Source organism: Rhodocyclus purpureus (genome assembly GCF_016653115.1).
GTDB classification, from domain to species: Bacteria; Pseudomonadota; Gammaproteobacteria; order Burkholderiales; family Rhodocyclaceae; genus Rhodocyclus; species Rhodocyclus purpureus.
This window is the reverse complement of sequence record NZ_NHRX01000058.1, coordinates 1-18,499: the sequence shown is the minus strand read 5'-3', so window position 1 is coordinate 18,499 and position 18,499 is coordinate 1. Positions and strand designations below refer to the sequence as shown.

At 67.7% G+C, this 18,499-nt stretch carries 16 protein-coding genes and 1 tRNA gene; 15 read left to right on the top strand and 2 right to left on the bottom strand.

The window, feature by feature from the left end; all coding sequences use genetic code 11:
* Positions 1-56: 56 nt before the first annotated feature.
* The 5 genes from CCR84_RS11315 to CCR84_RS11295 are packed head-to-tail and all read left to right on the top strand — an operon-like array spanning position 57 to position 4,096.
* Positions 57-1,427: a M16 family metallopeptidase gene (locus tag CCR84_RS11315; RefSeq protein WP_201212316.1), complete on the top strand. Its 1,371-nt coding sequence runs from the start codon at positions 57-59 to the stop codon at positions 1,425-1,427.
* Between the two features lie 11 nt (positions 1,428-1,438).
* Positions 1,439-2,734 (top strand): M16 family metallopeptidase, encoded by a 1,296-nt coding sequence (locus tag CCR84_RS11310; protein ID WP_201212314.1) that lies wholly within the window; start codon positions 1,439-1,441, stop codon positions 2,732-2,734.
* Between the two features lie 4 nt (positions 2,735-2,738).
* Positions 2,739-3,305 carry a 16S rRNA (guanine(966)-N(2))-methyltransferase RsmD gene (gene rsmD / locus CCR84_RS11305; protein ID WP_201212312.1) on the top strand — a complete coding sequence of 189 codons (567 nt, stop codon included), beginning with the start codon at positions 2,739-2,741 and terminating at the stop codon, positions 3,303-3,305.
* Complete coding sequence (coaD, locus tag CCR84_RS11300; RefSeq protein WP_338052602.1) at positions 3,292-3,819, top strand: pantetheine-phosphate adenylyltransferase; 528 nt, start codon at positions 3,292-3,294, stop codon at positions 3,817-3,819. Before rsmD ends, coaD begins: the two co-directional genes overlap by 14 nt.
* A gap of 19 nt (positions 3,820-3,838) precedes the next feature.
* Positions 3,839-4,096: a YfhL family 4Fe-4S dicluster ferredoxin gene (locus tag CCR84_RS11295; RefSeq protein WP_201212310.1), complete on the top strand. Its 258-nt coding sequence runs from the start codon at positions 3,839-3,841 to the stop codon at positions 4,094-4,096.
* 141 nt (positions 4,097-4,237) lie between these two features.
* Here CCR84_RS11295 and mutM read toward each other — a convergent pair whose 3' ends face one another.
* Complete coding sequence (mutM, locus tag CCR84_RS11290) at positions 4,238-5,065, bottom strand: bifunctional DNA-formamidopyrimidine glycosylase/DNA-(apurinic or apyrimidinic site) lyase (RefSeq protein WP_201212308.1); 828 nt, start codon at positions 5,063-5,065, stop codon at positions 4,238-4,240.
* Positions 5,066-5,276: 211 nt separating this feature from the next.
* Between mutM and CCR84_RS11285 the strand changes: the two genes are divergently transcribed.
* From CCR84_RS11285 to ychF, 8 genes are all read left to right on the top strand, one after another.
* The gene (locus CCR84_RS11285) at positions 5,277-7,109 is read left to right on the top strand and encodes a tetratricopeptide repeat protein (protein ID WP_201212306.1); all 1,833 of its coding nucleotides are present in this window, start codon (positions 5,277-5,279) and stop codon (positions 7,107-7,109) included.
* Between the two features lie 37 nt (positions 7,110-7,146).
* Complete coding sequence (locus CCR84_RS11280) at positions 7,147-7,800, top strand: lipoprotein insertase outer membrane protein LolB (protein WP_201212303.1); 654 nt, start codon at positions 7,147-7,149, stop codon at positions 7,798-7,800.
* Positions 7,801-7,802: 2 nt separating this feature from the next.
* Positions 7,803-8,684, top strand: a complete 882-nt coding sequence (gene ispE / locus CCR84_RS11275; protein ID WP_201212301.1) for a 4-(cytidine 5'-diphospho)-2-C-methyl-D-erythritol kinase — start codon at positions 7,803-7,805, stop codon at positions 8,682-8,684.
* A 113-nt stretch (positions 8,685-8,797) separates the two neighbouring features.
* Positions 8,798-8,874 (top strand) — tRNA-Gln (locus CCR84_RS11270).
* An 81-nt stretch (positions 8,875-8,955) separates the two neighbouring features.
* Positions 8,956-9,906, top strand: a complete 951-nt coding sequence (locus CCR84_RS11265; protein ID WP_476705552.1) for a ribose-phosphate diphosphokinase — start codon at positions 8,956-8,958, stop codon at positions 9,904-9,906.
* A gap of 88 nt (positions 9,907-9,994) precedes the next feature.
* A complete protein-coding gene (locus CCR84_RS11260; RefSeq protein WP_201212299.1) occupies positions 9,995-10,594 on the top strand; it encodes a 50S ribosomal protein L25/general stress protein Ctc in 600 nt (199 codons plus the stop codon).
* 89 nt (positions 10,595-10,683) lie between these two features.
* Positions 10,684-11,250, top strand: coding sequence for an aminoacyl-tRNA hydrolase (pth, locus tag CCR84_RS11255; protein ID WP_201212297.1), 567 nt, complete (start codon positions 10,684-10,686; stop codon positions 11,248-11,250).
* A gap of 15 nt (positions 11,251-11,265) precedes the next feature.
* The gene (gene ychF / locus CCR84_RS11250; RefSeq protein WP_201212295.1) at positions 11,266-12,357 is read left to right on the top strand and encodes a redox-regulated ATPase YchF; all 1,092 of its coding nucleotides are present in this window, start codon (positions 11,266-11,268) and stop codon (positions 12,355-12,357) included.
* Positions 12,358-12,523: 166 nt separating this feature from the next.
* Here the strand turns inward: ychF and CCR84_RS11245 are convergent, their stop codons facing one another.
* The gene (locus CCR84_RS11245; RefSeq protein ID WP_201212293.1) at positions 12,524-12,769 is read right to left on the bottom strand and encodes a helix-turn-helix domain-containing protein; all 246 of its coding nucleotides are present in this window, start codon (positions 12,767-12,769) and stop codon (positions 12,524-12,526) included.
* 457 nt (positions 12,770-13,226) lie between these two features.
* Here CCR84_RS11245 and CCR84_RS11240 point away from each other — a divergent pair, with 457 nt between their 5' ends.
* Both CCR84_RS11240 and gluQRS read left to right on the top strand, forming a co-directional pair.
* Positions 13,227-16,625: a CHASE domain-containing protein gene (locus tag CCR84_RS11240; RefSeq protein ID WP_201212292.1), complete on the top strand. Its 3,399-nt coding sequence runs from the start codon at positions 13,227-13,229 to the stop codon at positions 16,623-16,625.
* A 245-nt stretch (positions 16,626-16,870) separates the two neighbouring features.
* Complete coding sequence (gluQRS, locus tag CCR84_RS11235) at positions 16,871-17,788, top strand: tRNA glutamyl-Q(34) synthetase GluQRS (RefSeq protein WP_201212290.1); 918 nt, start codon at positions 16,871-16,873, stop codon at positions 17,786-17,788.
* Positions 17,789-18,499: the final 711 nt, after the last annotated feature.

The window sequence follows — 18,499 nt, the reverse complement described above, 5'->3', positions numbered from 1 at the left end:
CGACGTCGCACCACGACGCGCACGCTGCATCGCGTGCATTTTAACAGAAGCGACTCATGCCCATGCGCTGCACGAGACTGATTGCACTGCTTTTCCTGCTGGTCGCGCCGCTCGCGGCGCAGGCCAATCCCTTCTCACGACAGCTCGCCAACGGCCTGACGGTGATCGTCAAGGAAGACCGGCGCGCGCCGACGGCCGTGCACATGGTCTGGTACCGCGTCGGCAGCGTCGACGAGCAGAGCGGCGTCACCGGCGTCGCGCACCTGCTCGAACACATGATGTTCAAGGGCACGCCGAGCGTCGGTCCGGGCGAATTCAACCGCCGCGTCGCCGCTGCCGGCGGCCGTGACAACGCCTTCACCAGCCGCGACTTCACCGCCTACTTCCAGCAGACGCCGAAGGGGCAGCTCGAAGAGATGATGCGCCTCGAAGCCGATCGCATGCGCCACCTGACCCTCGATCCGAATGAATTCGCGCAGGAGATCAAGGTGGTCATGGAGGAGCGGCGCATGCGCACCGACGACCAGCCGCAGTCGCTGCTCTACGAGCAACTGAACGCCGTCGCCTTCGGCGCGCACCCGTACCGCGCGCCGGTGATCGGCTGGATGAACGACCTGGAGAACATGAGCGTCGAGGACGCGCGCGAGTGGTACGACCGCTGGTACGTGCCGAACAACGCCTATGTGGTGGTGGTCGGCGACGTCGACCACGACGAGGTCTTCCGCCTCGCCGACAAGTACTACGGGCCGCTGGCGCCTCGTGCCCTGCCCAAGCGCAAGCCGCAGCAGGAGCCGCAGCAACTCGGCATCCGCCGCCTGACGGTGAAGGCGCCCGCCGAACTGCCGGTACTGATGATGGCGTACAAGGCGCCGGTGATCCGCGATGTCGAAGAGGATGTCGACCCCTACGCGCTGGAGATGCTCGCCGCGATCCTCGACGGGCACGATGCGGCGCGCTTCCCGAAGCGACTGGTCAAGGAGTTGCGCGTCGCGGTCAGCGCCGGCGCCGGTTACGACTCGACCGCGCGCGGTCCGGGCCTGTTCATCGTCGAGGGCTCGCCGAGCGAGGGGCGCAGCGTGTCCGAGCTCGAAGCCGCCTTCCGTGCCGAGATCGCACGCATCCGCGAGCACGGTGTCGACGCCGAGGAACTGGCGCGCGCCCGCGCGCAACTGATCGCAACCGAAACCTACAAGCTCGACTCGATGTTCGCGCAGGCGATGGAGATCGGCCAGCTCGAGGCCGTCGGCATCCCGTACCGCGCGATCGACCGCATCATCGAGAAACTGCAGTCGGTCAGCGCCGAACAGGTGCAGGCGGTTGCCCGGAAGTATCTCGACGACGACGCGCTGACCGTCGCCGTGCTCGATCCGCAGCCCTTGCCGGCGCAGGCGAAGGCGCCGCGTCCTGCGCTGCCCCACCGCCACTGAGAGGTCAGACAATGAAGTTTGCCAAGCTCGTCGCCGGCGTCTGCCTGCTGCTCGTCGCGCAGTTCAGCCAGGCCGGCGTGACGATCGAACACTGGCGGGCGCCGTCGGGTGCCCGCGTCTTCTTCGTCGAGAGCCATGCGCTGCCGATCGTCGACCTGCGCCTCGATTTCGCCGCCGGCAACGCGCACGATCCGGCGGGCAAGGCGGGGCTGGCCGCGCTGACGCGCGACCTGCTCGAACTCGGCGCCGGCAAGCTCGACGAGACCGAGATCGCCAGCCGGCTCGCCGACCTCGGCGCCAGGCTCGGCGGCGGCAGCGACCTCGACCGCGCCTCGGTCAGCCTGCGCACGCTGTCCGCGCCCGACAAGCAGAAGCCGGCGCTGGCGATCCTGCGCGAGGTGGTGAGCGCGCCGCGCTTTGCCGCTGCCGTGTTCGAGCGCGAGCAGGCGCGCAGCATCGCCGCGCTCAAGGAAGCGCTGACGCGGCCGGAGACGATCGCCGCGCGCGCCTTCTGGTCGGGCATGTACCCGACGCATCCCTACGGCGTACAGGCGACGCCGCAGTCGCTCGCCGCGCTCGGGCGCGACGACCTCGCCGCCTTTCACGCGAGTCATTACACCGCGGCCGCGGCGACGCTCACCCTGGTCGGCGACCTCTCGCGCCCGGAGGCCGAGGCGATCGCCGCCGAGCTGACTGCCGGGCTGCCGGCCGGGAAAGCCGTTCCGGCCGTTCCGGAAGTACCCGCAGCGCAGGCGGCGGTCGAACAGCGCATTGCCCATCCGGCAGCGCAGGCGCACCTGATGCTCGGCCTGCCGGCGGTGCGCCGCGGTGACCCGGACTTCTTCCCGCTGCTGGTCGGCAACTACACGCTCGGCGGTGGCGGCTTCGTCTCGCGGCTGATGAAGGAAGTGCGCGACCGCCGCGGCTACGCCTACAGCGTCTACAGCTACTTCCTGCCGCTCAAGCAACCGGGGCCCTTCACCATCGGCCTGCAGACCAAGAAGACGCAGGCCGCCGACGCGCTCGAGGTGGCGCGCGCGACGCTGGCGACCTTCCTCGCCGAAGGTCCGACTGCCGAGGAACTCGAGGCCGCCAAGCAGAACCTGGTCGGCAGCTTCCCGCTGCGCCTCGACAGCAACGCCAAGATCCTCGACAACGTCGCGACCATCGGTTTCTACGAATTGCCGCTCGACTACCTCGATCGCTACAGCGAGAACGTCGAGCGGGTCAGCGCCGCCGACGTGCGCGCGGCCTTCGCCAGGCACGTGCGGCCGCAGGCGCTGACCACCGTCGTCGTCGGCGAGTAGTAGCGTGAGTTCGGTCCGCATCATCGGCGGCGAGTGGCGTCGCCGGATCCTGCGCTTCCCCGAGTCGACCAGCCTGCGGCCGACGCCCGACCGCGTCCGCGAGACGCTGTTCAACTGGCTCGGCCAGCGCCTCGACGGCCTCTCCTGCCTCGACCTCTTCGCCGGCAGCGGCGCGCTCGGCTTCGAGGCCGCTTCGCGCGGCGCCGACCGCGTGGTGATGGTCGAGCGCGCGGCGCAACCCTACGCGGCGCTGTGCGCCAACGCGAAGATGCTCGGCATCGATCCCGGTCATGATGCGCGGCTGGAGATTGTGCGCGCGGATGCGTTAGAATTCGCGCGGTCCACGGACCGGCGTTTCGACGTGCTGTTTCTCGATCCGCCTTTCCGCCAGGGCTGGTTCGACCGGCTCCTGCCGCTCTTGCCGCGTCTCCTCAAGGACGACGCGGTCATCTACGCCGAGTCGGAAGTGCCGCTCGAAGCACTCGGCGAGTGGCGGACGGAGCGTTCCGGCAAGGCCGGGCAGGTCAGTTATCATTTCATGCGGCGAGGCGAAACCAGTGACGCACAATGAACCCAGGGCGGCTTCCCGCAGCGGCGACGGCAAGCGCGTCGCGGTCTATCCGGGGACCTTCGATCCGATGACGCGCGGCCACGAGGACCTGGTGCGGCGTGCCGGTCACCTGTTCGACCGGGTCGTCGTCGGCATCGCCGAGAGCCGTTCGAAGCGCCCTTGCTTCACGCTCGCAGAGCGGATCGAGATGGCGCGCGAGGTGCTGAAGAACTACAAGAACGTGGAAGTCGTCGGCTTCGACGGACTGCTCATGGATTTCCTGCAGGCGCAGGGCGCGCAGGTGATCCTGCGCGGGCTGCGCGCGGTGTCCGACTTCGAGTACGAATTCCAGATGGCGGGGATGAACCGCAAGCTTTATCCCCACGTCGAGACCGTGTTCCTGACCCCGGGCGAGCAGTACATGTTCGTCTCGGCGACGATGGTTCGCGAGATCGCCGTCTTAGGCGGCGATGTCAGCCAATTCTCACAGCCGATCGTCTGCGAGCGGCTGGCGAAGAAGTTTTCCAACCAATGAACTGAAGGAAAGTGCCACCATGTCTTTGAAGATCACCGACGAATGCATCAACTGCGACGTGTGCGAACCCGAGTGCCCCAACAGCGCCATTTCCCCGGGTGACGAGATCTACGTGATCGACCCGGCCAAGTGCACCGAGTGCGTCGGTCACTACGACACCCCGCAGTGCGTCGAAGTCTGCCCGGTCGACTGCATCATCAAGGACGCCGGCAACGCCGAAAGCGAAGACCAGCTCTGGGCCAAGTACACCCAGCTGACCGGCAACCCGCGCGCCTAAGAGGGGAGGGACAGTATGAATCATACTGTCCCTTAGACGCCGCTCCCTGAGGGCAGTATGCTCATACTGTCTCCATGGGGCGGCTTTTTTTCTGGGCGCTCGGCAGCCTGACGACGATCGCGGTGGCAGCACGCCCTCCGCTCAGCGCTGGCAGCGCGGGCAGTAGAAGGTCGAACGCCCGGCCTGGCGCAGGTTGCGGATCGGCGTCCCGCAGACGCGGCAGTCTTCGCCGGCGCGGTCATAGACGGCGCAGCTCAACTGGAAGCAGCCGGCGCCACCGTCGCTGTGGATGTAGTCGCGCACGCTGCTGCCGCCGGCGGCAATCGCGTCGCTCAGCGTTTCGCGGATCGCGCTGGCGAGCGTCGCGCAGCGCGCGCGGCTGATGCGGTCGGCGGCGCGTTGTGGCGAGATGCCCGAGCGGAACAGGCTCTCCGCCGCGTAGATGTTGCCGATGCCGACGACCAGATGGCTGTCCATCAGCACCGGCTTGATCGGCGCGTGCCGCCGTTGCAGCGCCTCGTACAGCCAGTCGCCGTCGAACCCGGGCTCGAGCGGCTCGACGCCGAGGACGCGCAGCAGCGGATGCTCCTCGACCGCCGGTCCTTCGTGCCAGACCAGCGCGCCGAAGCGACGCGGATCGCGCAGACGCATGACGATTCCGGGAAAGACGAGGTCGACGTGGTCGTGCTTCCCGGGGGCGGTCCCCGGCTCCGTCAGGCGCAGGCTTCCCGACATGCCGAGGTGCAGGATCAGCCAGCCGCCGCCCCTGCTGCTCTCGCAGTCGAACAACAGATACTTGCCGCGGCGCAGGATGGCGTCGATGCGCAATCCCTGCACGCGCGTCGCCAGCGCGGGCGGCAACTCGTGGCGCAGCTTCGGCACGCGAAACACGGCGCCGGCGATGCGTTGGGCGGAGAGCCTCGGCAGGAGGCCGAGGCGGCTGACTTCGACTTCGGGTAGCTCGGGCATTGCTGCAATGAGTAAAAGTTCATAACATGGACTGCCCATTATCGCCGAAAAGGCTCTGCGCCCATGCTCGGGGCGGCCGTGCGCGGGAAGCGCGCCTCGCTCGTCGCACGCAGCCGGCGGCGGCCCCGCGGCGGCCTTCTCCGGCTGTGCCAGCGGCTGCCTTTCCGGTGCCGACCGCGAGTCCCGACTCGCTGCAACCAGGACTTCTGCCATGAGCCGATCCCCTTGCCGACTGCTTGCCGCGACGCTGCCTGCGGCCTTGTTGCTGGCCTTGGCCGCGCCGGCTGCGGCAGCGGATCAGGCGCCGGCTCCCGCCGCCGAGCCCGTACCGCTGGCAGCCCAGGCTGCGCTCCCTGCCGTGCCGGCAGTCGCTCCCGCCGGCACGCCGTCGTCGCGCCTGCCCGAACTGCGCGCACGCGGGAAGAAGCCGGTCATGCCCGCCGCCGAGGCCGGAGAGGCATCGGCGAGCGCCCGGCTCGTCTTCCAGGTGCTGCTCGCCGAAATCGCGCTGCAGCGCGGCGACGTCGCGCTCGCCGCGCAGGCGTGGACCGATCTGGCGCAGCGTAGCCGCGACCCGCAGGTGCTCGAACGCGCCATCGAGGTCGCCGGCTATGCGCGGCGCCTCGATCTGGCGCTGGAGTCGGCCAGGCTGTGGCTTGAAATCGAGCCTTCCTCGTCGCGTGCGCAGCAGATGCTCGCCGGTGTCCTCATCGTCGGCGAGAAATACGATGAACTGGCGCCGCTGCTGACGCGCATGCTCGCAGCCGATCCCGAGGGCCTGCCCGGCAATCTGGTCGGGCTCAACCGCATGCTGCTGCGCGCCGCCGACCGCGGCGCAGCCTGGCAGCTGGTCGAGCAGGTCACCGAGCCTTTCCTGGGGCTGCCGGAGGCCCACTATGCGCGGGCAGTGGCGGCGAATTCGGCTGCCATGCCGACGCGTGCGCTCGACGAAGCGCAGCGCGCGCTCGAACAGCGTCCCGACTGGGAACTCGCCGCCCTGCTCAGGGCGCAGGTGCTGGCGCGTTCCTCGACCGCCGCGGCCGTCGCCTCGCTCGAGCGTTTCGTCGCGGACAACCCCGGCGCCCGCGAAGTCCGTCTGCACCTGGCGCGCGCCCTGATCGCCGAGAACCGCTACGCCGATGCGCGCAGCCACTTCGAGCTCCTCGTCGCCGACTCACCGGACAACACCGAGGTGCTTTTCCCGGCCGCGATCCTGGCCCTGCAGTTGAACGACAGCGCGCGTGCCGAAACGCTGCTGCTGCGCCTGCTCGACCTCGAGTTCGCCGACAAGAGCGTCGCCCGCTACTATCTGGGCCAGATCGCCGAGCAGCGTCAGCAGCTCGACGCCGCGCTGGCCTTCTACCGTGCGGTCGGACCGGGCGAGCAGTACCTGCCGGCACAACTGCGCTCGGCGCGGCTGCTCGCCGAGCGCGGGCAAGACGAGGATGCGCTCCGGCAACTGCGCACGGTGAAGGCGCGCAGCGCGGAGGAACGTGCGCAGCTCGCGCTCGTCCAGGCGCAGATCCTGCGCGATGCGCGCAAGTGGCAGGAAGCCTTCGTCCTCCTCTCCGACGAACTCTCGCGTCAGCCGTCCGAACCCGACCTGCTCTACGAAACCGCCTTGCTCGCCGAAAAGCTCGGGCGCATCGACCTGCTCGAGAAGCACCTGCGCCGGCTCATCGAGCTGCGCCCGGACAGTCCGACCGCGTACAATGCGCTCGGCTATTCGCTCGCCGACCGCAAGCTGCGCCTCTCCGAGGCGCGCGAGCTGATCGCCAAGGCGCTGAGCCTGGCGCCCGAGGACCCGTTCATCATCGACAGCCTCGGCTGGGTGCTCTACCGCCAGGGCGACCTCGCCGCTGCCCGCGTGCAACTCGAGCGCGCCTTCGCCTTGCGTGCCGACCCCGAGATCGCCGCGCACCTGGGCGAGGTGCTGTGGATGCTCGGCAGCCGCGAGGAGGCGACCCGCCTCTGGCGCGATGCGCAGGCCAGGAGCCCCGACAACGAGGCGCTCGCCGACGTGCTCAAGCGCTTTGCGCCCTGAGCGACTGCGTGGCTGGCCGATCTTGTCGCTTCCTTGCGTGTCTCCTTTTCTCTTGCGCGCCGCGCGTGTCGGCGCCGTGCTGCTGGCGCTGGGCCTGAGCGCGTGCGCCGGGCTGGGCACGCCGCCGGATCGCTCGACCCTCGCGGCGAGCGACAGCTTCGCCCTGTCGGCGCGCTTCGCGCTGCGCGTCGACGCGCAGAACCATTCCGGCCGTCTCGACTGGCGGCACACGCCTGCACGCGACGAGTGGCTGCTGTCGTCGCCGTTCGGCCAGGGGATTGCCGAGATCGTCGGTACCCGCGAACTGGCCTGCCTGTCCGGCAGCGACGGACGTCGCGAGTGTGATGCCGACCTCGACGCGCTGACCCGCCGCCTGCTCGGCTATCCGCTGCCGTTGGCCGGGCTCGCCGACTGGGTGCGCGCGCGCCCACCAGTCGACGGCGCGGCGCCTGAAAACGACGTGCTCGATGCGCTCGGCCGTCCGCTGGTGCTCGTCCGTGCCGGCTGGCGCATCGAGTTCGCTTACCATGGCGAGGCCCCCGATGCGCTGCCGCGGCGCTTATCTGTCGCGCTGCCGGCGGGGCCCGAGTTGCGTCTGGTCATCGACGAATGGCGGGCACTGGGCCTGCCGAACACGCCGTCGGCACCTGCCGCGGCATCTTCCACTGAACCTGTTTCCAACAACAACTGATCATGTCACCGCAAGCATCGCCCATCGGACAGGGCCCTGACTCCTGGACCTGGGACAGCGTCTACCCGGCGCCGGCCAAGCTCAACCTCTTCCTGCACGTCGTCGGTCGCCGGCCGGACGGCTATCACTGCCTGCAGACCGTCTTCCGTTTCGTCGGTCACGGCGATGCGCTGCGCTTCACGCCGCGCGACGACGGCGAAATCGTCCTCGCCACGCCGCTGCCCGGCGTTCCGCCCGAGAAAGACCTTACCGTGCGCGCAGCGCGCCTGCTGCAGGCCGCAAGCGGCTGCCGCAAGGGCGTCACGATCGCCGTCGACAAGCGCCTGCCGATGGGCGGCGGTCTCGGCGGCGGCAGTTCGGATGCGGCGACCACCTTGCTCGCGCTCAACCACCTCTGGCAGCTCGGCCTCTCGCGGCAGCGTCTGCAGCAGATCGGCCTGACCCTCGGCGCCGACGTCCCGGTCTTCGTCTTCGGCGAGAATGCCTTTGCCGAAGGCGTCGGCGAGGAACTGCAACCGGTCGCGCTGCCGTCCGCGTGCTACCTGGTCCTGGAGGCGCCGGTCGAGGTGCCGACCGCGCTCGTCTTCTCGGCGCCCGAGTTGCGCCGCGACACGCCGCTGCTCGCCGCCGGCGACTGGCGTCCTGGCGCGGGCGGCAACGACCTCGAGCCCGTCGTCGTCGCGCGCTTCCCGGAAGTCGCCGAACGCCTCGCCTGGCTCGGCGGCCACGCGCGCGCGCGCATGACCGGTTCCGGCGCCTGCGTCTTCGCCGAATTCGCCGACCGCGCCGCGGCTGCAGCCGTCCTGCGCCAGGCGCCGGCCGGCTTCAAGGGCTGGCTCGCCGACGGTCTCGACCGCCACCCGCTGCACGCGCTCGCGGCCTAGCCGGTCGCTGCGCACACGGTCCTGCAAAATTTTTTGCGCAGGGGCTGGTGTTTTTCAAAAGAGTCGGGTACTATGCGCGCCTCGTTCGACAACAAACGTTGTTGATCGATTGCTGGGGAGTCGCCAAGCTGGTCAAGGCACCGGATTTTGATTCCGGCATTCGAAGGTTCGAATCCTTCTTCCCCAGCCACCTGATTTCTAACGTCGGGCAGGTCAAAAGCCTGCCCGTCTTCATTTGTGCGCCCCGTTTCGGGCGCAGGGAGTGTCGGAAGTGGCATACGACAGCCTCATGGTGTTCACCGGCAACGCCAACCCCAAGCTGGCAGCCGATGTCGTCAGGCGCCTCAACATCTCGCTCGGCCGCGCCAATGTCGGTCGCTTCTCCGACGGGGAAGTCAGCGTCGAGATCCAGGAACATGTGCGCGGCAAGGACGTCTTCGTCCTCCAGTCGACCTGTGCTCCCTCCAACGAAAACCTGATGGAACTGCTGGTGATGGTCGATGCGCTGAAGCGCGCCTCGGCCGGTCGCATCACCGCCGCCATCCCGTACTTCGGTTACGCCCGCCAGGACCGTCGCGTGCGCTCGGCGCGTGTGCCGATCGCCGCCAAGCTGGTCGCCGACCTGCTCACCGCTGCCGGCGTGCACCGCGTGCTGACGATGGACCTGCACGCCGACCAGATCCAGGGCTTCTTCGACATCCCGGTCGACAACATCTACTCGTTGCCGATCCTGCTCGCCGACGTTTGGAAGCAGAACTTCCCCGACCTGATGGTCGTCTCGCCCGACGTCGGTGGCGTCGTCCGCGCGCGCGCGCTGGCCAAGCGCCTCGAATGCGACCTGGCGATCATCGACAAGCGCCGGCCCAAGGCCAACGTCTCCGAAGTGATGAACATCATCGGCGAAGTCGAGGGCCGTACCTGCGTGCTGATGGACGACATGGTCGATACCGCCGGCACGCTGTGCAAGGCCGCTTCGGCGCTGAAGGAACGCGGCGCGCGCAAGGTGCTCGCCTACTGTACGCACCCTGTGCTCTCGGGCGCTGCGGTCGAGCGCATCAACGCCTCCGATCTCGACGAACTGGTCGTCACCGATTCGATCCCGCTGCGCGAAGACGCTCAGGCCTGTCCGCGCATCCGCCAGCTGTCGGTCGCCGACGTGATGGCCGAGACCATCCGCCGCATCAGCAACGAGGATTCCGTGTCCTCGCTGTTCATCGAGTAAGCAGTCTTCTTTGCCGGGCGGCGTGCCGTCCGGCATTTCCAACCCCCGCCTGGTCGCGGGCGGGTCTGCAACACCACCTGGAGTTCCCATGAAATTCGAACTGAATGCACAGAAGCGCACCCTGCAGGGGTCCGGAGCGAGCCGCCGCCTGCGTCGTGCGAACAAGGTCCCGGCGATCGTCTACGGCGGCAACGCTGCCGCCCAGGCGCTCGAACTCGACCACAACCAGATGCTGCTCAACCTGCGCAAGGAAGCGTTCCACGCGTCCGTGCTGACGCTGATCGTCGACGGCGTCGCCGAGCCGGTCCTGCTGCGCGACGCGCAGATGCACCCCTACAAGCCGCTGGTCCTGCACGTCGACTTCCAGCGCGTTGACGCGAGCAAGCCCGTGCACCAGAAGGTGCCGCTGCACTTCATCAACGCCGACCAGGCGCCGGGCGTCAAGCTCGCTGGCGGCAGCGTCTCGCACGTCCTCAACGAAGTCGAAGTCACCTGCCTGCCTGCCGACCTGCCCGAGTTCATCGAAGTCGACCTGAAGGCGCTCAACGCCGGCCAGTCGATCCACGTCTCGCAGCTGGTCGTCCCGGCTGGCGTCAAGGTCGTGGTCCATGGCGACGACGGCGTCGTCGTTTCGATCGTGGCGAAGAAGGGTGCTGCTGCCGCCGAAGGCGAACAAGCCGCTGCCTGATCCTGCTGATCGATGAGAGGCCGTCGTCCGGCGCTGCCAGCGCCTGCGGCGGCCTTTTTGCATCCTTGAATTAGCCCGCCTCGCACACCATGATCGCTCCCCGTCTGATCGTCGGCCTCGGCAACCCGGGCGCCGAGTACGCGGATACCCGGCACAACGTCGGCTTCTGGTTCGTCGACCGGCTCGCCTCCGACCTGAAGGCGACGCTGGCGCCGCAGCCGAAGTTCTTCGGCAAGGTCGGTCGCGCCGGCGAATTGTGGCTGCTCGAACCGTCCACCTTCATGAACCGTTCCGGCCAGGCGGTCGCGGCGCTGGCGCGCTTCTACCGCATCGAGCCGAACGAGATCCTCGTCGTGCACGACGACCTCGACCTGCCGCCTGGCGCGATCCGCATGAAGCAGGGCGGCGGCAACGGCGGCCACAACGGTCTGAAGGACATTCAGGCGCATCTGTCGACGCCCGACTTCTGGCGTCTGCGCCTCGGCATCGGCCATCCGGGCGAGCGCGCCGAGGTCGCCAGCTTCGTGCTCAAGCCGCCGCGGCGCGAGGAGCAGGAGGCGATCGATGCCGCGCTCGACCGCTGTCTCGTCGCCTGGCCCAAACTTGCCGCCGGCGACGTCGCCGCCGCGCAACGCATCCTCCACGTCAAAGCCTAACCAGGAAACCCGTCCATGAGCCTCAAATGCGGAATCGTCGGCCTGCCCAACGTCGGTAAATCGACCCTGTTCAACGCGCTTACCAAGGCCGGAATCCAGGCCGAGAACTATCCCTTCTGCACCATCGAGCCGAACGTCGGCATCGTCGAAGTTCCCGATCCGCGCTTGAAGCAGCTCTCGGCGATCGTCAAGCCGCAGAAGGTGCAGCCTGCCATCGTCGAGTTCGTCGACATCGCCGGTCTCGTCGCCGGCGCCTCGAAGGGTGAGGGCCTCGGCAACCAGTTCCTCGCCAACATCCGCGAGACCGACGCCATCGTGCATGTGGTGCGCTGCTTTGCCGACGACAACGTGATCCACGTCTCCGGTTCGGTCGACCCGATCCGCGACATCGAGGTCATCGACACCGAACTCGCGCTCGCCGACATGGCCACCGTCGAGAAGGCGATCAATCGCTACAAGCGTCCGGCGGCCGCCGGCGACAAGGACGCCAAGATCCTCGTCGCGGTGCTCGAAAAGTGCTTCGCCCAGCTCGACCAGGGCAAGCCGGTGCGCGCGCTCGACCTGTCCAAGGAAGAATGGGCGAGCCTCAAGCCCTTCTGCCTGATCACCGCCAAGCCGGTGCTCTACGCCGCCAACGTCGCCGAGGACGGTTTCACCGACAACCCGCACCTTGCTGCGGTCGAAGCGCACGCCGCTGCCGAAGGCGCCGAAGTCGTCGCACTGTGCGCGGCGATCGAGGCCGAGATCGCCGACCTCGACGACGCCGACAAGCTCGAATTCCTCGAGTCGATGGGCTTGCACGAGCCAGGCCTCGACCGCCTGATCCGCACCGGCTACCACCTGCTCGGCCTGCAGACCTACTTCACCGCCGGCGTCAAGGAAGTGCGCGCGTGGACCATCCACAAGGGCGACACGGCACCGCAGGCTGCCGGCGTCATCCACACCGACTTCGAGCGCGGCTTCATCCGCGCGCAGACGATCGCCTTCGAGGACTTCATCGCCTGCAAGGGCGAGGCGGGTGCCAAGGAAGCCGGCAAGATGCGCGCCGAAGGCAAGGAATACGTGGTCAAGGACGGCGACGTGCTGAACTTCCTGTTCAACGTCTAAGTTCTGCGCTATTCCGGACCTTCCTGGCGGGGACCGGGAAGGCCCGGAAAACCGGCGGCCGCCGTTTGCGCGGAGGTCGTCGCCCCCGGCGGTGGCCGGCAAAGCGCATGAGTCGGCGGGCTGCGCATTGCGCCCCGCTTGAGTGCCGATCAAGGCTGCGCGGAACCTAGGGCTTCTTCTTCCAGGCACGAAGGTAGTCGATCACCTTCGCGGCCTGGCCGTCGGTGCCGTAGGCCAGCGTCAGCAGGAAATGCAGGGGCCTCGGTATTTCGCGGCCGGATTCATACCGCGAGCCGGCAGATTGCGTCATCCCCACCACCGACCAGAAACTGGTCTGGTTCAGGTCGTATTTCCTGCGGAATTCCTTGATCTGGTCGCCGTCCTTGAAGCGTGGTGCTGGCAGTTTGGACATTGGGTGCCTCACCGTCCCTCAAATGAGCAGGAGATCTGTCGATGCCATGGCCGTACCGCCTTGCTCATCGCGTCTCCGCGTTCGCCGAGTGCTGCCGGCAGGTGTCTGTCCCTGTTGCGCGCAGCCCTTGCTGTAAGCATAAGCACGAGCTATGCCATGAAGATAAGCGTGGCCAAGTGCTTGATCCATAAACTGCAGCGGGCGTGCGCGACGGGCGCGGCGATGCCACTGTAAGAGTTTTCGACACCTCGAACGCGTTTCGATCGCCGGGCGACTGCTTCCCAGCGCCGGCGCAGACGAGCGTGCGTCCTCTCCCGCCAGTTGCCACGAGCAGGCCTCTTGAGCTGCCTCTACGCGCCTCGTTTGCCACCGCCAATGCCCAGCCGAGGCTTCCGTAGATGTTCCGTTATTTCATCGGGATATGCTTTAATGCGGGAACACAGTCGGGAACGAGATCATGGCGGAAGAATTTGACATCGTGCCGAGTGGCGAGTGGGCCACCCTGCAGCGGGTTAACCGGTTCCAGAACCAGCCGTGGCTGGGCTGGGCCGTTTTCCTGTTCATGGTCTGCCTCAGCGTGGGGCTGTGGTACTACACGGAACAGCATATCCGGCAGATCGCGGAAGAGCGCTTCCTGTATCGCGTCGAGAAGCAGCAGACCCTGCTCGGCGAGCACATGCAGCGGTATCAGCAGGTGCTGCGCGCAGGACGCGGCTTGTTCGATTCGAGCGACTCGGTGAGCCGCGAGGAGTGGCACAAGTTCGTCGTCGCCAATGACCTCGCCCGCAACCCGCCCGGCATGCTGGGGCTCGGCTATACGGTGATGTTGCGGCCGGGCGAACGCGCCGCGCACGAGGCGGCCGTCCGCGCCGAAGGTTTTCCCGACTACGCGATCAGCCCGCCCGGCGAACGCGACCCGCTCTCCAGCATCGTCTTCCTCGAGCCGTTCTCCGGTCGGAACCTGCGCGCCTTCGGCTACGACATGTACTCCGAACCCGTCCGCCGCGAGGCGATGGAGCGTGCCCGCGACAGCGGTGAGCAGGCGCTGTCGGGCAAGCTCGTCCTCGTGCAGGAGACGGACGTCGACGTCCAGGCGGGTTTCATGATCTACGAACCCGTCTATCGCCGGGGGATGCCGCTGAATACCGTGGATGAACGCCGTGCGGCGCTGCGCGGCTTCGTCTATGCGCCGTTAAGGGCAGGGGACCTGATGCGCAGGCTGTTCAGGGTGCCGGCGACCGAGATCGAGGTCGAACTCTTCGACGGCCAACCCGCGCCCGGGAACCTGCTGTTCAGTTCCGAGTCGGCGCCGCGCGTCGCGCGCCAAGTCGTCGACAGGGAAGTCGTCGTCGGCGGGCATCGCTGGACCGCCCGCTTCCGCAGCAGCCGGGAGTTCGAGGATCTGACCGAGAGCAACCAGCCGTGGCTGATCCTCGCCGGCGGACTGAGCCTGAGCCTGCTCTTCCTGATCATGATCCTACTCAACATCCGCTACCAGAAGTACATGCGCGGGGCCGCCGCCAAGGTCGAGCAGAGCCTCGAAAAGTTCAGGACGCTGGTCGAAAACTCCCCAGGGGTCGTCTATCGCTGCGAAGTCGAGCCGCCCTGGCGCGTACGCTACGTCAGCCACGGCATCGAAGCCATCAGCGGAATCGCCGAGGAGCGCTTCCGGTCGGGCGAATACGGGCTGGCCGACCTCGTCCATCCGGATGAACTGGAGAGGGTCGTCGCGGCGGTCGAGCGGGCACTCGAAGCGCGTATGTCCTACAACGTCAGCTACCGGATCAGGCGCAGCAACGACGGCAGCCAGTGGCTCAATGAACGCGGACGCGCGCACTACGACGCGCAGGGCCGCCCGCTCTGGCTGGACGGTATCATCCTCGACGTCACCGAACAGAAACGCGCCGAAGAAAGGCTGCGCGCAGCTTCCCTCTATGCGCGTAGCCTGCTCGAAAGCAGCCTCGATCCGCTGGTCACGATCAGTGCCGAGGGCAAGATCACCGATGTCAATGTCGCCGCCGAAAAGGTCACCGGGCTCATGCGCGCGCAGATGATCGGCAGCGATTTCAGCGATTACTTCACCGATCCGGACAAGGCGCGCGCCGGTTACCTGCAGGTATTCGAGAAGGGCTTCGTCACCGACTATCCGCTGGCGATCCGCAGCCCGGGCGGCGAGCTCATCGAGGTCCTCTACAACGCCAGCGTCTATCGCGACGAGTCGGGAGAGATCGCCGGCGTCTTCGCGGCGGCGCGCGACGTCAGCAAGCTTAGGAAGACGGCGCGCGAACTCGATCATTACCGCGAGCATCTGGAAGAACTCGTCGTGCAGCGGACCGAGGAACTGACGCAGGCCAAGGAGGCCGCCGAGGTCGCCAACGTGGCCAAGAGCGCGTTCCTCTCCAACATGAGCCACGAACTGCGTACGCCGCTCAACTCGGTCATCGGCTTTGCGCACATCCTGCTCGCCAACACGCCGACGCCGCGGCAGCGCGACTACCTGCGCAAGATCCTGCACTCGAGCCAGAGCCTGCTTGCGCTGCTTTCCGACGTGCTCGACTTCTCGGCGCTCGAGGCGAACCGGCTGAGCCTGGAAAAACGCGAGTTCGAGCTGGAGGGCGAACTGCTGGCGGCAATCCGTCCCTTCGACGGCGAGGTCAGGCGCAAGCAGCTCGAAGTCCTCGTCGACGTCGCGGCCGAGGTCCCGCCCTTCCTGGTTGGCGATGCGCTGCGGCTGCGCCAGGTGCTGCAGCACCTCTACGGCAACGCGGTCAAATTCACCGAGCGCGGCGAGATCGTGCTCGGCGTGCGCGGCGAGCGGCGCACGCCCGACGAACTGCTCCTCACCGTCACCCTGCGCGACACGGGGATCGGTGTCCCCGAAGATCAGAAACACAAGCTCTTCGGTCGCTTCATCCAGTCGGACGGATCGAGCACGCGCCAGTACGGAGGCACCGGACTGGGGCTGGTGCTGGCCAGGAAGCTGATCGAGAAGATGGGCGGCGAGATCGGTTTCGAGAGCGAAGCGGGCCGCGGCAGTTCCTTCTGGTTCAGTCTCCCGCTGGGCATTGCGCAGGCCCCGCGCAGCGCATCTGAACGGATCGCCGCAGAAGCCTGGCGCGCGCGCCCGCTGCTCGTGGTCGACGACAACGAGCACGCGCGCACGCTGCTCTGCGACATGCTGCGCGAGATGCGCTTCATGGTCGCCGACGAGCATTCCGGGGCCGCCGCGCTGGCGCGGCTGCAGGCTGCCGGGCAGACTGGAAGCCCGGTCGCCGTGGTCTATGTCGACGCGTCGATGCCGGGCATGGACGGGATGGCGACCGTGCGGGCGATCGAGGCGCTGGCGCTTCCGGCGCCGCCGTCGGTCGTCCTGCTCGCGTGCGACCCGGGGATGCAGGAGGAAATCCCGGCCGGTCTGGCCGGGGTGCTGCTCAAGCCCGTCACCCGCTCGTCCCTGTTCGCCACGACGAGGGCGCTGCTCGCCGGCGAAGCCCCCGCATCGAGCGCCGGCGAGCGGTCGGCAGCGACGAGACGCGCGCCGGCCGGGGAGAGCGGCGTGCGGCGCCCGCAGGAGTCCATCACCTCGGCGCTGGCGGACGATGCCGGCAAGGCTGAGCCGGCAGCCGTCGATCGCGAAAGCCTGCAACGGGCGTGTCGGGCCTTGTACCGTTTGCTCCTCGACGGAGATTTCGATTCCGGCCACCTGCTGGAGGAGAACGCGGCCGTGTTGAGCAGCGGTTTGCCGGAGGCCTTCCCCGGCTTGCGCGGGCACATCGAAAGCTTCGATTTCGATGCCGCACAGGCCGCGCTCGAAGCCGCCTGCCGGAGCAGCGGCATCGAGCTCGGCAGCCCCTGAACCGGGGCGTTTCGTCGGCGCTTTCGTCGGCGCTACGCCTGCCGGCCTGCTTGTCGTACCATTGTCGGCTCCCGGAACGTCTGCCGGCCTCTCGTCCGATGCCCGTGTGGCGGGGGCGTCGAAGCAAGCAGTCGTCCGCAAAAATCATCGATGGGGTCCGACGTCGACTGGAAACAACCCGGTGGGTGATCAACCAGCGACGACAAGCACATCTTTCATTTCGTGGCTGAAAAGAGGTTTTCAGGGTGACGGGATTCACAGCGCGGGAACCGCGCTACCGCGGTCGCTTCGCGCCTTCGCCGACCGGTCGGCTGCACTTCGGTTCGCTGCTCGCCGCCGTCGGCAGTTATCTCGATGCGCGTGCGGCGGGCGGCGAATGGCTGCTGCGCATCGAGGATGTCGATGAACCGCGCAGCGTTGCGGGCGCAGCCGACGACATCCGGCACACGCTCGCAGCGCTCGGCTTCGCCTGGGACGGAGAGCTGCTCGTGCAGAGCCGGAGGAAGGACCGCTACCGGGCCGCACTGGAGCGCCTGCAGGCTTCCGGCGATGCCTATCCCTGCGCCTGCTCGCGCAGCGAGATCGCCGCCGCAGCCGTCGCTGAAGCGGTCGATGGCGGTCTCGTCTATCCGGGGACCTGCCGCAACGGCCTGCCGGCAGGACGCAGCGCCCGTGCCTGGCGCCTGCGCGTCCCGGCGGCGCCGATCGCCTTTGCCGACCGCGTGCAGGGGCCGCAGTCACAGGACCTCGAACGCGAGGTCGGCGACTTCGTCCTGCTGCGCGCCGACGGACTGTTCGCCTACCAGCTGGCGGTGGTCGTCGACGACGCCGAGCAGGGTGTCAATGCCATCGTCCGTGGTGCCGACCTGCTCGCGTCGACGCCGCGGCAGATCTGGCTGCAGCAGCGCCTCGGCGTGGCGACGCCGAGCTACGCACACCTTCCGGTCGCCACCGCCGGCGGACAGAAGCTCTCCAAGCAGACGCGGGCGCCGGCGGTCGATCCGGCGGGCGGCAGCGCGCTGCTGGCCACGGTGCTCGCCTTCCTCGGCCAGCCGCTCCCCGCCGACGCCGCCCGCCTGCCGCTGCCGGAGTTCTGGCAATGGGCGATCGCCCACTGGGCGATGGCGCGCGTTCCGGCGGTACGGACACTGGCGCTCGATTGATCCTTAAAACCTCTTTTCAGCCACGAAAAACGAAAACTACGCAACAAAACATAGGGTTGTGCTCGTTTAGTATTCAAATATCATAAAGAGTCGTGCCGCCCCTGAGCATGAAACGCAGCCATTCGCTACCGTCATTGCGAGGCGCGTAGCGCCGTGGCAATCCAGTTCGTTCTTCTGTCTCCTCGCCCTTGGCAGCTATCCACGGGCGACGCGATACCAGCCCTGGCACTGGATCGCCACACCCTTCGGGCTCGCGATGACGCGCCGTCTGGATCGCCACGCTTTACCGGCTCGGATGACGCGCCGCTATCCCGTCATTGCGAGGCGCGTAGCGCCGTGGCAATCCAGTTCGTTCCACTGTCTCGTCGCCCTTGCCAGCCATCCACGGGCAACCCGATATAGGCCCTACGCACTGGATCGCCACGCCCTTCGGGCTCGCGATGACGCGTCGTCTGGATCGCCACGCTTTGCCGGCTCGGATGACGCGCCGCTATCCCGTCATTGCGAGGCGCGTAGCGCCGTGGCAATCCAGTTCGTTCCACTGTCTCGTCGCCCTTGCCAGCCATCCACGGGCAACCCAATACAGGCCCTACGCACTGGATCGCCACGCCCTACGGGCTCGCGATGACGCGTCGTCTGGATTGCCACGCGCTGCGGGCTCGGATGACGCGCCGCTATCCCGTCATTGCGAGGCGCGTAGCGCCGTGGCAG

Bases quoted from the DNA above. Each gene is read 5' to 3' on its own strand.
- CCR84_RS11315 (WP_201212316.1), top strand. From the start codon at position 57: ATGCCCATGCGCTGCACGAGACTGATTGCACTGCTTTTCCTGCTGGTC.
- CCR84_RS11310 (WP_201212314.1), top strand. From the start codon at position 1,439: ATGAAGTTTGCCAAGCTCGTCGCCGGCGTCTGCCTGCTGCTCGTCGCG.
- CCR84_RS11295 (WP_201212310.1), top strand. From the start codon at position 3,839: ATGTCTTTGAAGATCACCGACGAATGCATCAACTGCGACGTGTGCGAA.
- mutM (WP_201212308.1), bottom strand. From the start codon at position 5,065: ATGCCCGAGCTACCCGAAGTCGAAGTCAGCCGCCTCGGCCTCCTGCCG.
- CCR84_RS11285 (WP_201212306.1), top strand. From the start codon at position 5,277: ATGAGCCGATCCCCTTGCCGACTGCTTGCCGCGACGCTGCCTGCGGCC.
- ispE (WP_201212301.1), top strand. From the start codon at position 7,803: ATGTCACCGCAAGCATCGCCCATCGGACAGGGCCCTGACTCCTGGACC.
- CCR84_RS11260 (WP_201212299.1), top strand. From the start codon at position 9,995: ATGAAATTCGAACTGAATGCACAGAAGCGCACCCTGCAGGGGTCCGGA.
- pth (WP_201212297.1), top strand. From the start codon at position 10,684: ATGATCGCTCCCCGTCTGATCGTCGGCCTCGGCAACCCGGGCGCCGAG.
- ychF (WP_201212295.1), top strand. From the start codon at position 11,266: ATGAGCCTCAAATGCGGAATCGTCGGCCTGCCCAACGTCGGTAAATCG.
- CCR84_RS11245 (WP_201212293.1), bottom strand. From the start codon at position 12,769: ATGTCCAAACTGCCAGCACCACGCTTCAAGGACGGCGACCAGATCAAG.
- CCR84_RS11240 (WP_201212292.1), top strand. From the start codon at position 13,227: ATGGCGGAAGAATTTGACATCGTGCCGAGTGGCGAGTGGGCCACCCTG.